The sequence below is a fragment of the Nocardia brasiliensis genome, assembly GCF_042691675.1.
Lineage (GTDB): Bacteria > Actinomycetota > Actinomycetes > Mycobacteriales > Mycobacteriaceae > Nocardia > Nocardia brasiliensis_D.
In genome coordinates this window covers 7,234,652-7,249,476 of sequence record NZ_CP170507.1, presented here as the reverse complement: position 1 = coordinate 7,249,476, position 14,825 = coordinate 7,234,652, and the positions used below count along the sequence as shown (strand labels likewise).

The following is a 14,825-nucleotide window of genomic DNA, read 5'->3' as shown; positions in this document are numbered from 1 at the left end:
GGCGGCACCCTCCTCTTCCGGTCTGCTGGTTGAACTGTAGGACACAGTCCACCACCAACTCGTCATGACAACGATGTACCCAGCCTGATCGGTTCCATCAGTCCGGTTGGCGCAGCGCGGGCACCCGTTCGGTCAGCGGCGGTGGGGGCGGCGGGGTGCCGTCGCCGAATGGGCGGCCGCCCAACGTTTCCCGGCCGTGCGGGGTGAGCCAGTTCATCAGATCCGGTCCCTTGGGCACGATCCCGGTCGGGTTTATGTCGGTGTGCACCACGTAGTAGTGCGTTTTGATCTGCCCGAAGTCGATGGTGTCGCCGAAACCGGGTGTCTGGTAGAGGTCGCGGGCGTAGGCCCACAGCACCGGCATCTCGCTCAACTTGGACCGGTTGCACTTGAAGTGGCCGTGATACACCGGATCGAACCGCGCCAGCGTGGTGAACAGCCGCACGTCCGCCTCGGTGATCGTGTCGCCGACCAGATAACGTTGCGCCGCAAGCCGTTCCGAGAGCCAGTCCAAGCGGCCGAAGAGCCGATCGTAGGCGGCCTCGTAGGCATCCTGCGATCCGGCGAAACCACAGCGGTAGACGCCGTTGTTGACGTCGCGGAACACCGCCTGGTTCACCTCATCGATCTCGGCGCGCAATGCCTCGGGATACAACTGCGGCGCGCCCGGCCGGTGGAACGCGGTCCACTCGGTGGCGAAATCGAGCGTCAGCTGGGCGTAGTCGTTGGTCACCACCTGCCCGGTCGGCACGTCGACGACCGCGGGCACCGTGATGCCGCGCGGATAGTCCGGAAACCGGGCCAGATACGCGTCCCGCAGCCGGGGAATGCCGAGTACCGGGTCTACGCCGCCGGGATCGAGATCGAAGGTCCAGCTCAGCTTGTCGTGCGTCGGCCCACACAACCCCAGCGAGAGCACGCTCTCCAGCCCGAGCAGGCGTCGCACGATCAGCGTGCGATTGGCCCATGGGCAGGCCCTGGCCGCGATCAGCCGGTAGCGGCCCGGCTCGACCGGGTAACCGTCGCGGCCGTCGGCCGTGATCCGCGTGGTGATGTAGTTCGTATCTCGCTTGAACTCGCCGGGCTCGACGTAGGAACCGCTTTCCACCGACTTGGTCACCCGAACAGTCTGGCAGATCGAGGACCTAGTCTGACGAAATGACTGAAACGAAGGCCACCCGTCTGGAACGGGAAATCACCGACGGCGGCGCGGAGGTGGCGACGCTGACGCTGGCCCATCCGCCGCTGAACCTCTTCGACCGGGCGATGCTCGACGCGCTGATCGAGGACATCGCCGAACTGTCGGCCGACCCGCCGCGCGCGGTGCTGCTGCGCGCCGAAGGCAAACTGGTGTCCGGCGGCGTCGACGTGCACGTCTTCGACGGGTTGTCGGTCGAACAGGGCGCCGAACTGTGGCGCACCCTGTTCGCGCAGATCATTCACCCGGTGGAGGCGCTGCCGTGCCCGGTGGTGTTCGCCGCGCACGGCCTGACCCTGACCGCCGCCTTCGAGATCGCGCTGGCCTGCGACATCATTCTGGCCGCGCCGAAGGCCAAGTTCGGTCTGGTGGAGACCGTCGTCGGACTGACGCCGTCGATGGGCGGCCCGCAACGGCTCGCCGAGCGCGCGGGCTCCGGCCGGGCACGGGAATTCGTGATGACCGGCGATCTCTACGCCGCGGCGACCATGGCCGAGTGGGGCGTGGTGAATGCCGTGCACGACGATGTCGACACTGCCGCAAGGGAATTGACACACCGCCTGGCGCAGGGCCCGACCGTGGCGCACGCGGCGACCAAGAAGATCATCGAGGCGTGGCGCTCCGGTGGTGTGGCGCACGCGGATTCGGTGACACCGGAGGTGTCCGGCGCGTTGTTCGACACCGCGGACCTCAAAGGCGCGGTGCGCAGCTTCCTCGAGGTCGGTCCGGGGAAGGCGAGCTACACCGGGCGGTGACAGCTAGGACACGTACACCGCCTCTCCCGGCTAAAATGTGACTCGCGTCATATAGTCGCAGTGCCTGCTGACTCGAGGCGCGCGGAGGACGGATGTCGCAGTTGCTTGTCGAATACCCCTTGTCACGTCCGCATGCCCGGGATACCCCGCTGGCGCGCGGGGCCGACGGAGTGTTGCGCTACGGCAACCTCACGCCGGCGCTCACCGAGCTACTCGACCTGCAGGTGCACGCCTTCTCCACCCGCGAGGCCGTGGTCGAGGTCGGCGGCGCGCGGCTCACCTACCGGGAGCTGTGGCATTCGGCCTCCCGGATCGCGGGCGGGTTGCAGGAGCACGGCATCGGCTACGGCGACCGGGTCGCCGTGCACATGCCCGCCGGTGTCCGCTGGGTGCAGGCGTTTCTCGGTGCGCTGCTCAGCGGTGCGGTACCCGTGCTGGTGCACGACGGCTTACCGGACGCGGTGGCCGAGCGGGTGATCGCCGACAGCAGTGCGGATTTCGTGCTGGGCCGGGAAATCGCGCGCGGCGCCGAATTGCCCGACGGCGCCGCCTTCATCGATGACGGTGCGGCACTGGGTGATCTGGCGCTGCTCAGCTATACCAGCGGCACCCCGCTCTGTACTACGGCCGCGCCCAAGGGCGTTGAGCTGACCAACGAAAACCTGCTGTCGGCAATACGTTCGGTGGTCGCCGCACTCGATCTGCCGACCGACGGCCTGCGCAATCTGGTGTTGCTGCCGCTCGCCCATGCCAGCGGCTGCGTCGATCAACTGTTACCGACCTTCGCGGTCGGCGGCACCGTCGTTCTCGCCAGGGACACCCGCGGGCTTGCGGAAGCCATTGTGGCCGAACGGATCGACATGGTGTCGGCGACGCCGCGAATCTTCGCGGGCCTGCTGCCCGAACTCGACGGGTTACGCGGCGGCGGTTTGCGCACCGACGGCATCACCCGAATCAGCAAGGCCGGGCACCGGGCCGAACGGGCCGCGGCCCCGGCCACCCCCGCGGACCTGGCCGCCGAATTGCGCGAGATGTTCCCGTCGGCCCGGCAGTGGTCCATCTGGGGCGCCACCGAAACCAGCGGCATCGGCCTCGCGGTCGACGACGCGGCCGAGTCGGAGCACGCCGTCGACACCGACACGGTGCTCGGATTCCCGTTCGGCGGAACGGAATTGGCGCTGTGGGGGCCGAAGGCGCAGACCGGCCACGGCGAACTGCTGTGCCGCGGCCCGAATGTCTCCCCGCGCTACTGGAACGACCCGACCACCACCGCGGCCCGCTTCACCGGAACCTGGTTCCACACCGGCGATCAGGTCACCATCGACGCCGATGGTCTGGTGCGCCGAGGCCCCGCTCAGGACGAATGACCCTGCGTCACTCCAGCATCCGCTCGCGCAGTCGGGCGCGCAGCTCCGGGGTGATCCCGACGGTGGTCAGGTAGCTGTCCACGTCACCGTGCAGCTGGTACATCGATTCGGTGGCGGTGCTCAGGTATTCCTCGCGCACGCCGAGCAGATCCACCGAGAGCTCTTCGCCACCGAGCAACTTCGTCGTCATCATCGCGCGCAGCGCCGGGATGGCCCCGTTGCTCAGCATGAAGTCGGCCTGCACGTCGGCCTCGGTCACCCCGACCGCGCGCAGCAGCGTGGCAATGGCCCAGCCGGTGCGGTCCTTGCCCGCCGCGCAGTGCACCAGCACCGCGCCCGCTCCGCGCGCGATGGAAGCGGCGAGGGCGGCGAGCGCGGCATGCGCCTCGGGCAGCGCCGGGAACATCCGATAGACCTCGAGCATGTGGGTGAAGGCCGACTGCGGGGTGGCGTGGTGCGGCGGCGCCTCGGCCATCCGGGAATCGAACGGCGTGACCGCCAGCCGGACCCCCTCGGGCAGCCGGTCGTGGCCGATGTGCTCGATCTCGCGCTCCCCGCGCAGGTCGTGCACGTCGCTGACGCGCAGTTCGCGCAGGGCGGCCAACCCCGCCTCGTCGAGTCCGCTCAGCTGGGCCGAGCGCAGCAGCACGCCCGGCCGGATCTTCGCGCCGTCGACGGTGCGCAGCCCGCCCAGATCGCGGAAGTTGAAGGTGCCGGAGATAAAGTACTGGTCGGCTGGCGAGAGAGTCACCGATCCAGGTTATCGGCCGTCGGCGGTCACCGATAGATGACCGTTTTGCGCGGTTCACCTGTGTGATCGGCCACAGGATTCGGGGGCCGCTCGGGTCCGTCCGTACAGTGGACAACGGTCTGCTTTTCAGCCGGGCAGGGCTGAGAGTGACCCCGAGGGAGGGAATTCGGGGCAGGACAGGGTGGTCTCCCCGTCATTCCGTTTGGGTAACAAAACATTCTTTCAGTCTGGAATTCCCCACTGAACCTGTTCTCAAACCCCGAAAACCCTCTACCATTGATGAACGTTGGACCGGGCAGCCTGGGGTTTCCAGCGCGTTTGCCCGCCATGTTCGACGAGTCGCGCCGACGAGGGTGCGCGAGTTCTTTTCGCCGAGGGAGTCGTCGTTGAGCGTACGAGGAGATATAGCAGAGGTTCGGCTACGGCCGACCATCTGCGAGGCCGTCGAAAAGGCGGCCGCCTCACTAGACCATGGAGGCGTGCGTGCGCTTCGGGTGCTGCTGCACGCCGGAGTGAGCGCGTACTGGCCGCTGGTCAAAGCCGCCCCGTCCAAGCAGGTCCAGGCCTATGCGGCGACGGTGCAGACACTGAGTGAGCGCTGGGAAGCGCAGACCGACTGCATCGCCGACCCGACCGCGACGGCGGCGTACCGCGAGATGGATACCGAAGTCGCGGCCTTCCTGCAGCTGTGTGCCGATCGCTCGGGCGCGCAGTGGCTGGAACCGGTGGAGGCCATCGCGGCCTACGCGGTCTCGGTGCTGCAAGGCACCGTGTTGCGCTGGCTCGCCGACTGCAATGACGAAACAATGCTGGTGGTGCTCGACGATCTGGTGAGCAGCTTGGCGACCAGGGCCGCCGAGGTCTAGCCGCCCACTCGGCCGCGGGGTGACCTCGGGAAATGGTCTCCCGCAAATACTGGACGTTTGACCAGTTTGGTGGTTGAGTTGGAGTCGTGTCCGAGACTTCTCCCATCGCGGGGCTGCATGCGGCCACCGCCGAGCTCGACCCGCCGCTGGCCGCGCTCGACCTGACCGCACTGCGTGCGAACGCCGCCGACCTGGTGCGCCGGGCGAACGGTGTCCCGGTGCGGGTCGCCAGCAAATCCGTGCGCTGTCGCGCCGTCCTCGAAGAAGTGCTCGGCGGTGAACTCACCGCCTCGGGTGGCTTCGCGGGCATCATGTCCTACTCACTGGCCGAGGCCATCTGGCTGGCCCGGCGCGGCGCCCGCGACATCCTGCTCGGCTACCCGACCGTCGACCGGACCGCGCTTGCCGAACTCGCCGCCGACGACACTCTGCGTCGATCCATCACGCTGATGGTCGACGACGTGGCCCAACTGACCTTCATTCGCGCCGCCATCGGCACCGACCGGGTACGCCCACGGGTGTGCCTGGACGTGGACGCCTCTCTGCGGATCGGCCCGATCCATCTCGGCGTGCGCCGCTCGCCGGTGCGTACGCCCGAGCAGGCCGCCGCCCTGGCCGGGGAGGCATTGCGCCGCGGCTTCGAGGTGGTCGGCGTCATGACCTACGAGGCGCAGATCGCCGGACTGCCCGACAGCAATGTCGCGGTGCGCCTGGTGAAACGGGCGTCCGCCGCGGAAATCGGCAAGCGCCGCAAGCGGGTACTCGACGCGGTCCGGTCGGTGACCGGCAAGCTGGAGATCGTCAACAGCGGCGGCACCGGCTCGATCGAGGTCAGCATCGCGGACCCGGACGTCACCGAGGTGACGGCGGGTTCCGGACTGTATGTGCCGACACTGTTCGACCATTACCGGTCCTTCACGCCAAGGCCCGCACTGTTTTTCGCAACTTCGGTGCTGCGTCGCCCCACACCTTCCATCGCAACGGTTTTCGCGGGCGGCTACATCGCGTCCGGCCCGACCGGCCCGTCTCGGGTGCCGAAGCCCGTGTGGCCCACCGGGTTACGGCTGATCGGCACCGAGGGCACCGGCGAGGTGCAGACCCCCCTGACCGGTGCGGCGGAACTGCGCATCGGTGACCGGGTGTGGTTCCGGCACGCCAAAGCGGGCGAACTGTGCGAGCGCTTCGACAAGGTGCATCTGGTCGACGCCGACGGCACCCGGACGACGGTACCCACCTACCGCGGCGAAGGAAACTGCTTCGGCTGAGCGGTTTTCCGTCGTCAGAGCCGCAGGAACCCGGCCAGGTCGGGCAACTCCTCCGGGCAGGCGGGCAGATACTCGCTGAGCAGCGGCGAGCGGATGATGACCGCTTTCCACATGGCCCGGCACAGTGCCGCGTGAATCAGCGCCCGCGACAACAGGAACGGCATGCCGTAGGGCGCGTCCGCCGGACTGGACGTGGTCATCGAGAGCAGCACCACGGCCGCCTCCCGGCCGCGGAACCGGTCCGGGGTACCGACGAGCACGTCCTCGATCCTGGCCCTGGCCAGCAGTGTCCGAATCCGCCCGACCTGCGCCGCGTACGGCGCGACCACGAAGATGTCGTGCGGGTGCAGCCGCCGGGTCGTCGCGCCGATGGTCCAGTTCATGGTGAGCAGCGTCCGCACTCGACGGACCACTTCGCGGGCTTCGGCCGCGGATTCGGTGGCATTGCCGTGATGGGGTACCAGGACGGTACTCACCCCGGGTGCCTCACCGTCGAGTTCCCGTGCGAGCGTGACGGTTTCATTCGAGCGCAGGCGCCCGTCGTAATACAGCCGGGAGATCGGCTCGCACACCTTCGGATGCATCCGCCAGGTGCGGTCCAGGAAGTAGCCGCGCTCGCCGGGTAGCGTGTGTCGCCCCTCGGCGAGCCAGCCGAGCACCGATTCGCCGACCGGTTCCGGGTGCGCGCTGTGGGTGGCCGGTGGAACGGGATCGCCGAGCAGCAACAGGTTTCGCGCGCTGACCCCGACCGCGACGGCGTCGGCCAGCGGGAACCGGCCCGCATCGGCGATCACCAGCAGGTCGAGCCCGTCGCGCGGCACCATCTCCTCGTTCGCGAAATCCGTTGGGGTGCCACCGAGTACGCATCCGCTGATGGCGTTGTCCAGGAACCGCGCGTACCGGGAGGCATCGATGACGACCCAGTCCGGCGCCACCGCCTGGACATCCTTCTTCGCGACCAGTTCCGGCAGCACACCGACTCGCACGACCGCGTCCAGCAAATTCTCCACGGTCGAATGTGTCTGCCCGACAATGCCGATCCGCCACTTCTGCTTGGTGACGAGGCGCTCCAGCACCCGGGCGGCGGTGCAGGTCTTGCCGGTGCCAGAGGGCCCCTGCACCGCGAGATAGGAGTGGTCCAGTTCGCGCATCGCGGCGGTGATCGCCGCGGCATGATCGCCGTGCACCTCGGGCAGCGCGGCACCGGAGCGCAGCCGGGGTGGGCGGCGGGCGAGCAGGTCGAATACCGCGCTCTCCGGGATGTCGGGAAGCGCGACCAACAGTTGCTGCGCCGCGAATTCGACCGCGAGCTCGGCGTTCTCGTCCCAGGCCGGTAGACCGGGCGCGATAGCGGTGGGCAGTTCGTCGTAGGGTTCGCAGCCGTCCGGCAACAGTTCCTCGAGCCGAACGGCATCATCGAATTCGGCGTCCACCGAGCAGCCGAGCACGGTGGCGACGGCGGTGGCGCGCCGCCCGACGGCGGTCACCATGCCCGCCGCCGCGGGCCGGTCGTAGAAGGTGTATACGGTGGCGCCCGGCGTCAGCACGGTGGCGGGTCCCGGTCCGCCCGCGCTCCAACTCGAACCGATCCGGCCGGTCAGCGTGAGATAGCGGCGCATGGTCGGCCGGTCCGGGCTGCGATGCCATTTGGTGTCGACGGTGCCCCATTCGGCGACGAGCACCCCTGGAGCGTCGGCCCATTCGTCGACCGGATGGCTGAGCCGGTCCACGTGCGCCCACCACAGCGGCTGTCGCTCCCGCCGGTGATAACCGAGCGCAGCGGCCATCAGCGCGGCGGTGTGCCGCGGTTCGTCCCGCGCCGCGGCGTATTCGGCGAGCGCCGCCTCGAACGAGGACGGCCGCGACGGCGGCATCGGTTCCAGCTCGTCGGGTCCGGCCACCTGGCACCAGGCACCGGCCCGCTCCAGCGTCACCGCCTGCGGGTCGATGCGTTGCTCGGCGGCCCGGTCCAGCAGCCAGTCGCGCAACCGCAGCACGGTCAGGCAATCGCGTTCGGCGGCAGGCGAATGCGCCGCGCCGGGCAGCAGCCGCGCCAGCCTGCTCAACCGGTAGGAGCGTTCGCCGATGATCAGCGCGTTGCGGACGATCGGATACAGGTCGACCAGCACGCCGTCGCACAGCAACTCGTCGACGATCTCCTCGCCGACGCCGGTGCTGCCGGTGCAATGCAGCAGCGCGGTGCGCACCGCGGAGGTGTAGTGGTAGACGTGCATGTCCGGATACATCCGCCGCCGCTGCACCAGATAGTCGAGCATCTCCGCCAGGGCGCGCCGCTGTCCCGCCGCCTCGCTACCCGGTTCACCCTCCGTGCCGAACGGTCCGCGGAAGGTCAGGTGCACCGTGCCCGGTCCGCCCACGTCGACGGCCAGCGGGGTGCGCACGCCGCCGTCGATGGTGAGCGACAGGTCACCGGGGGAGGCTGGTGGCAGTGCGCCGAGCGCGATCGGGTCGACCAGGCTGTGTGTCGGCAGGCCGGAATCCTCCCGGCGCAGCTGAATTTCGGCCTGCCGACGCAGCGCCGCGAAGGTCCGCGGTGGCACGCCGCGCACGGTGTTCTCGGTGCTGACCAGCCGGTCGATGGTGCTCACACCGGCTTCGCGGAGCCGGGCCCGGGTGGTGGTCGGCATGCCGGCGACGAGGAGCAGATCCCGCGCGGCCGCCGAGGCCGTCGTGCAGGTGCCGCACCGCCCGCACGCGAGATAGCGGGGATCGCCCCACTGTACGGGTAGCAGCTCGCTCATTTTCTCGTCCAGGATGTGTTCCACCCGGCGCCGGCGCGCCCGGTACACCGGGACCAGATCGCTCACCGCGTACGCGCTGTTGTCCTCGCCGAGATGCAGCCGGACCAGCGGGCCGGTCAACGATCCGCTGTTGTCCACCGCGTCGGCGCAGGCGGCCAGTTCCAGCGCGACGCCGACGCGGTCGGGCCTGCTGTGCGCGGTGCCGTGCACGGTGTAGCGCACCCGGTGACCCGCCCGAACCAGGAAGTCGCAGGAACATTCGAACGCGCCGTCGAAGAAGGTGGCGCCGTGGATCACGTGCACCCCCGCCCGTAGCGCCGCGATGGTCTCGGCGTGCGCGGCCGTCAGCGCGGCGAGGTGGGTCTGCGTGCTGTCCGATTTGTGCTGCGGGCGTTGGATCTCCACCATCGCGCTGCCGAACCGGTCGCGGAAGTCGCTGATCCGGCGATCGCGCGAGTCGTCGAACCAGACGCGCGGCTCCGGCGCCCATTCGGCGGCGGTCTCCGGGTCGCCCGCGACGGTTCCCAGTTCGGCATCGAGGGCACGGAGCAGCGCGAATTCACAGCGCGCCGCGCGCACGAGATCGACGGCGGAGCAGACGACACGATCACCGAACACGAACAAACGCGGCCCTCCTGTGTCTTGCGGGACACCCGCACCCGGTCGGCATCGCTGAGCGGGCTGCGCAATTGTCGCCCATCGACGCCTCGGGTCTCCGCGGGACACCCGCACCCGATCGGCGTCGCTGAGCGGGCTGCGTCATTGTCGCTCATCACGTCTCGAGTTTTCGCGGGACACCCGCTGCCGTCAGCACTAATTACGCACCGGACGGCAACACTGTAGCTAGCGCGTCTGACCTCGGAGTACCCTCCCCGGTTCAGGAGCGTGGCTTACGCCGCTCCGGTCGCTTGGCGGTGGCGCCCTCGCGGCGCGGACCGCGGGTGAACGAGCGCTGTCCCGGCGGACCCTGATCCGGCGTCAGCTGGATGAGCACGCCGCTGATCCTGGTGCGCCGCAACGCTTCCAGCGTCTCCGGCGGCAGGTCCGCGGGGAGCTCGACCAGACTGTGGTCCGGCCGGATGCTGATGTGCCCGAAGTCGCTGCGCCGCAGGCCGCCCTCGTTGGCGATGGCGCCGACGATCGCGCCGGGCACCACGCGGTGCCGCTTGCCGACGCTGATCCGGTAGGTGGCCAGCTCGGTGCCGTTGGCCCGGCTGTGCGAACCGAAACCGGTCCGATCGTCGTCGCCCTCGAACCGGCGCGGCGCGCGCTCCGGCCGTTCCCGGCGCTCGCGCACCGGCTCCGGCGGTTCGGGCTGCATCAGGAAGTTGTCGCCGTCGCGGGAGAGCACGGCCAGCGCGGCCGCGATGTCGACCAGCGGAATGTCGTGCTCGCGTTCGTAATCCTCGATGAGCCTGCGGAACAGCGCCAGGTTCGACGAGGTCAGGCTCTCGGTGATGTCGTCGCCGAACTTGGCGACGCGCTGCGCGTTGACGTCGTCGACGCTGGGCAGCTGCATCTCCTCCAGCGGATGCCGGATGGCCCGCTCGATCGACTTGAGCAGGTGCCGTTCGCGCGGCGCGACGAACAGCAGTGCCTCACCGCTGCGCCCGGCCCGGCCGGTGCGGCCGATCCGGTGCACGTAGGACTCGGTGTCGTGCGGGATGTCGTAGTTGACCACGTGCGAAATGCGGTCCACGTCGAGACCGCGCGCGGCGACGTCGGTGGCGACCAGGATGTCCAGCGCACCGGACTTGAGCTGGCCGATGGTGCGCTCGCGCTGGTTCTGCGCGATGTCGCCGTTGATGGCGGCCGCGGAAAAGCCCCTGGCACGCAGCTTTTCGGCAAGCTCCTCGGTGGCCTGCTTGGTGCGCACGAAGATGATCATCGCCTCGAACGACTCGACCTCGAGAACCCGGGTGAGCGCGTCCAGCTTGCGCTGATGCGAAACCTGCACCCAGCGCTGGGTGATGTTGGTGGCGGTGGAGGTCTTCGACTTGACGGTGATCTCGACCGGATTGTTCAGGTACTGCTTGGAGATCTTGCGGATCGCCGCCGGCATGGTCGCCGAGAACAGCGCGACCTGTTTGGTGGACGGCGTGTCCTTGAGGATGCGTTCGACGTCCTCCTGGAAGCCCATCTTCAGCATCTCGTCGGCCTCGTCGAGCACCAGGTACTTCAGCTGCGACAGGTCGAGCGTGCCCTTCTCCAGGTGATCGATCACCCGGCCGGGCGTGCCGACCACCACGTGCGCGCCGCGGCGCAGGCCGGACAGCTGGACACCGTAGGCCTGGCCGCCGTAGATCGGCAGCACGTGCAGCCCGGGGATGTGGGTGGCGTAGCGGCCGAATGCCTCGGCCACCTGGATCGCGAGCTCGCGGGTCGGCGCGAGCACCAGGGCCTGCGGAAGTTTGCCGGAGGTGTCCAGACCCATCAGGATCGGGATCGCGAACGCCGCGGTCTTGCCGGTGCCGGTCTGCGCGAGACCGACCACATCGGCGCCGCTGAGCAGTGGCGGAATCGTCGCGGCCTGGATCGGCGACGGCGACTCATAGCCCACATCGGCGATGGCCGCGAGGATGCGGTCATCGATCCCGAGATCGGCGAAGGTCGGGCCGTCGGTGTCCCTGTCGTTGTCGCCAGGAACGCTGTCGACCTGATTGGTACTCATTGACCAGGAGTTTACTGGGTTCTGATCCTGCGGGTTACGTCGCCATCCTGGTCAGACCGATATCACCTGGCTGGAGTGGATTAGCGGCTCCCAGGCCATCCGGGTGTATCTGTAGGGTTCCCGCCGAAATTCGTAGAGATTACGTAGAGGCAGCACGCATCCGTGGCCTCTGCGCCGTAGGCACCTCTTAGCCTGAGCAGCCACGATGGACCCTGTCCCGTAGCTGCTCCACATGCTTGGAGGCAGTTGCCGTCCTAAGAACGGGCTGAGTTCTGCTCCAACGCCGAGGGGGCTTCGAGTGCCCGTACCGGCGTGTCTAAGGCGCGACACGCCGACGAGTTTTTGAGTCCAGCTACCGAGTCGTTAAGCCCCGAAAGTTGTGGAGATCACAGGCGACGGCCCCCAGAGAAGACCTCCGGAGTCTGCTCCGGGGGTCTTCTGTCTTCGAAGTTCAGTGTCGGTGCACTAGAAACTCGGTCTGCACGCCGAGTTCGGTCAGCCCGTCCAGAATGAACACTGCCTCGTCGGGGTCGCGGGCTACCCGATCGAACTCCACGAACCGGATTCTGTCTCCCGGCTGCACTCGCTCGATCAGCTGCGCCCAGTCTTCGCGCGGGTCGTCTTCGGTGTAGGCATCGTGGAACACCTCATCGCAACCGGAGCGGCGGAGGGAGACCACCTCGACGGTGAGATCCCAGGGATGAGCGGCGCGGGCGTAGCCGTAGATCATGGACCCAGAGTAGCGACGGCGATCGACTTGTCATCGTGCCGTTTGGAACGTGGCTGTAGCCGCCCGCAAGGATCGACCTCCTCTTCCCATCTCTGGCATCGAGTCAGGAGGCGGGCCAAGCTATGTGCGTCCATCGGAGCGACTTCAGCCCACGAAACGTTCAAGTGGCGAAGAGGGTTCGATGCACCATCCGTTGCGAGCACAACCCAGTCGATCTCGTCGAGCCGGTAGTTCGCGACGACCGCATGGTTGGCCGCCGAAGGGTCGGCCTCAGCGATCCAGTAGCCGCCCGGCTGATTACGGTGCTCTCGTTGCTTCCGCTGCAACGACCGCAGCAAGTTGTGGTGGTGCTCGTCGTATCCACCCCCGGCTGCAAGCCGTCTCTTGTATTGCTCAGACTCCGGGAGATTCAGCTCAGCGATGCGTCTGTCAGTAATCAGGTCGTGGGAACCGTCGTGTCCGACCGCAATCGGCGAGTCGCCGAGTACTAGCAAATCAACTGTCTCGCCGTTCGTGCGGAGGAGCGACACAGTACTGGACGGCGCGTGCCCTCGCTGAAGTCGAAGCAGTCCCGCTGTCGCTGTAATGGCGTCCGACAGGACCGTTTGGAGGTCCTGGTCGCTGTCGAGTCGGCGGCGGAGTTCTCCGGCGAGCACGTCGACGTAAGTACTTGCTGGCGGCACGGTCGGATCGAACGCTGTTGCTCCATCCAGCATGGCAATCCAGTTCGCGGAGACCAGCACTCGGTCATCGCCCGACCGGGCGGGCAGCTGTGCGGTGGCGATGTTCATGGAAGATCCGTGTAGGGGCCGACGATTAGCCTGCTGTCGGTAACAGCGAAATCGGCGTCGAAGTCACATTCGACTACGCCGCTGAGGAAGGTCGAAGACGGCTCGAACACCTCGGAAAGATGCTGATCGAGCCAGCGCGCCACCCCAAGTGACCCGATGCTCGTGATGCCAGCGATGTGCACGACGACTCGACCACCTTCCTGTCGCCGTGAGAAGTATCCGATATCGGTTCGTCTCGCGCTATCGCGACGGAAGGGAGAGCCGTAACGGCGGCCTGTCCGCGAATCGGTGATCGACCAACCTTCCTCATCAGTCCGCCCGAAATTAAGAACCGAGTCGGCGTCGAGCAGGCGGCGTCCGACCGGAGCAGACTTCGGCCCGCAGATGACGACCAGATCTCCGGCGGGCAGGTCCGCGGAATCCCGATCGATCGCAAATCGGCTACTGGCCAACGCAAGTCGCGCAACCGTAGCCTCGATTGCTTCTTGCGTAGCCTGATCATTGGCGTCGAAGAACGGCCGTTCGCGGCCTTCCTCGAACCCGAACCGTCGAGGGATTCCGACGGCGACCGGACCGACTCCGAAGAAGGCGCGTTCGGCACGCGGAGCGCTGGCCTTGATCTGACTGATGCGCCCCTTCGTGATGCCAAACAGTTCGGCGATCTCGGTGTAGCTCATCCCGTCTCGGTGCGCCTCCTCGATGGCGGCTTTACGGAGCCGCGCCAGCTCAGTAGCGCGCTGCTGGTACACGATCATCAACTCTGCGGCGCGCCGGCCACGACGGATAGGGTCCGGGTCGTTCCGGACCTGCTCGAAGTCGTCATCCGCCTGAGTCACGGATCCGAGTTTAGAGGCCCTTGACGCTCTTACCGGGCAAGCGTAACCTCAGGGTTTATCCCCTCTAAATAGGTCCTTGATTTGCTTACCAGTCGCAGTTTAGGGGGAGTAAACAGCAGGGATGCCAGCTACTGCCGCGACCAGGGGGTCACGATGATCAGCAGAGCGCAAGTCGAAGTGCTGTCGGTGCTCGAACCTGGCGGAATTCTGTCCATCGGTTCGGTGGCGCGCTCATCCCGGCTTACGGAGTCGCAGACCCGCGCGGCGGTGTTGCGGCTGAAGTCGGCCGGTCTGATCGTTCCCAGTGGCCTGCTCAGCCGTAGCGGATACCAGATCACCGACCGAGGTCGGCACAAGCTCTCGACCCATGGCCGGAACTCCTAATGAGGCGGTGAAATATGTTGCACATCACGTCAACTGAGGACGGCGAAGCTACCTGGCAGATCGCTAGCCAGCGCATATCCATGGAGTCGTTCATCGACTACCGCAGGCCCGGTCCTGCCTACCGGATGCGGATGGACGGCACGACGGTCGACATCCCGAACGGTGCGCCAGGACTCGTTCTCCTCGGCGAGGGAGACGAGCGCCCGGATTTGCCGCTCGTCCGTGAATGGTTCACGGAGCTTTTCGGCCTGTGGGACGCAGTACAAGCTGCCTACTGGGATGTCCGCGACCCCCTGGACGAACCTCGTGTCGGCTCGCTAGACCAAGTCGCCTACGACTACACCACCGGCGAGTGGAATGCTTCCGAGATTCGCGAAATTGCGTGCAGGACGCGGGAGTCAGCGTGATGCGGCCCTGGCCCCACGTCAACGACGCTGGTGTACGCGCCT

General features: G+C 67.5%; 13 protein-coding genes. 6 read left to right on the top strand and 7 right to left on the bottom strand.

All coding sequences use genetic code 11. The annotated features are described in order from the left end of the window. Positions 1-97: 97 nt before the first annotated feature. Positions 98-1,120 (bottom strand): glutathione S-transferase family protein, encoded by a 1,023-nt coding sequence (locus ACFK0J_RS33375; RefSeq protein ID WP_378733685.1) that lies wholly within the window; start codon positions 1,118-1,120, stop codon positions 98-100. A 38-nt stretch (positions 1,121-1,158) separates the two neighbouring features. On the opposite strand from ACFK0J_RS33375, the gene ACFK0J_RS33370 reads away from it, so the two are divergent. Both ACFK0J_RS33370 and ACFK0J_RS33365 read left to right on the top strand, forming a co-directional pair. Further along, positions 1,159-1,953 (top strand): enoyl-CoA hydratase/isomerase family protein, encoded by a 795-nt coding sequence (locus ACFK0J_RS33370; protein ID WP_378733684.1) that lies wholly within the window; start codon positions 1,159-1,161, stop codon positions 1,951-1,953. A 92-nt stretch (positions 1,954-2,045) separates the two neighbouring features. Further along, positions 2,046-3,320, top strand: a complete 1,275-nt coding sequence (locus ACFK0J_RS33365; RefSeq protein ID WP_378733683.1) for a class I adenylate-forming enzyme family protein — start codon at positions 2,046-2,048, stop codon at positions 3,318-3,320. Between the two features lie 7 nt (positions 3,321-3,327). Here ACFK0J_RS33365 and ACFK0J_RS33360 read toward each other — a convergent pair whose 3' ends face one another. Continuing rightward, positions 3,328-4,071: a tyrosine-protein phosphatase gene (locus ACFK0J_RS33360; protein WP_378733682.1), complete on the bottom strand. Its 744-nt coding sequence runs from the start codon at positions 4,069-4,071 to the stop codon at positions 3,328-3,330. A gap of 479 nt (positions 4,072-4,550) precedes the next feature. On the opposite strand from ACFK0J_RS33360, the gene ACFK0J_RS33355 reads away from it, so the two are divergent. Both ACFK0J_RS33355 and ACFK0J_RS33350 read left to right on the top strand, forming a co-directional pair. Beyond that, positions 4,551-4,937: a TetR family transcriptional regulator gene (locus ACFK0J_RS33355; protein ID WP_246634161.1), complete on the top strand. Its 387-nt coding sequence runs from the start codon at positions 4,551-4,553 to the stop codon at positions 4,935-4,937. Positions 4,938-5,023: 86 nt separating this feature from the next. Beyond that, the gene (locus tag ACFK0J_RS33350) at positions 5,024-6,202 is read left to right on the top strand and encodes an amino acid deaminase/aldolase (RefSeq protein ID WP_378733681.1); all 1,179 of its coding nucleotides are present in this window, start codon (positions 5,024-5,026) and stop codon (positions 6,200-6,202) included. Positions 6,203-6,216: 14 nt separating this feature from the next. Here the strand turns inward: ACFK0J_RS33350 and ACFK0J_RS33345 are convergent, their stop codons facing one another. From ACFK0J_RS33345 to ACFK0J_RS33325, 5 genes are all read right to left on the bottom strand, one after another. Then, a complete protein-coding gene (locus ACFK0J_RS33345) occupies positions 6,217-9,582 on the bottom strand; it encodes an AAA domain-containing protein (RefSeq protein ID WP_378733680.1) in 3,366 nt (1,121 codons plus the stop codon). A gap of 259 nt (positions 9,583-9,841) precedes the next feature. After that, entirely contained in the window at positions 9,842-11,635 is a 1,794-nt protein-coding gene (locus tag ACFK0J_RS33340; protein WP_378733679.1) for a DEAD/DEAH box helicase, read from the bottom strand. A 451-nt stretch (positions 11,636-12,086) separates the two neighbouring features. Then, complete coding sequence (locus ACFK0J_RS33335; protein WP_378733677.1) at positions 12,087-12,365, bottom strand: recombinase family protein; 279 nt, start codon at positions 12,363-12,365, stop codon at positions 12,087-12,089. Further along, positions 12,362-13,156 carry a hypothetical protein gene (locus ACFK0J_RS33330; protein ID WP_378733675.1) on the bottom strand — a complete coding sequence of 265 codons (795 nt, stop codon included), beginning with the start codon at positions 13,154-13,156 and terminating at the stop codon, positions 12,362-12,364. The genes ACFK0J_RS33335 and ACFK0J_RS33330 overlap by 4 nt, the downstream gene beginning before the upstream one ends. Next, positions 13,153-13,992 (bottom strand): sigma-70 family RNA polymerase sigma factor, encoded by an 840-nt coding sequence (locus ACFK0J_RS33325; protein WP_378733673.1) that lies wholly within the window; start codon positions 13,990-13,992, stop codon positions 13,153-13,155. The genes ACFK0J_RS33330 and ACFK0J_RS33325 overlap by 4 nt, the downstream gene beginning before the upstream one ends. Before the next feature lie 153 nt (positions 13,993-14,145). Here ACFK0J_RS33325 and ACFK0J_RS33320 point away from each other — a divergent pair, with 153 nt between their 5' ends. After that, positions 14,146-14,376, top strand: coding sequence for a hypothetical protein (locus ACFK0J_RS33320; RefSeq protein ID WP_378733672.1), 231 nt, complete (start codon positions 14,146-14,148; stop codon positions 14,374-14,376). 14 nt (positions 14,377-14,390) lie between these two features. Next, positions 14,391-14,783, top strand: a complete 393-nt coding sequence (locus ACFK0J_RS33315) for a hypothetical protein (RefSeq protein WP_378733671.1) — start codon at positions 14,391-14,393, stop codon at positions 14,781-14,783. Positions 14,784-14,825 lie beyond the last annotated feature (42 nt).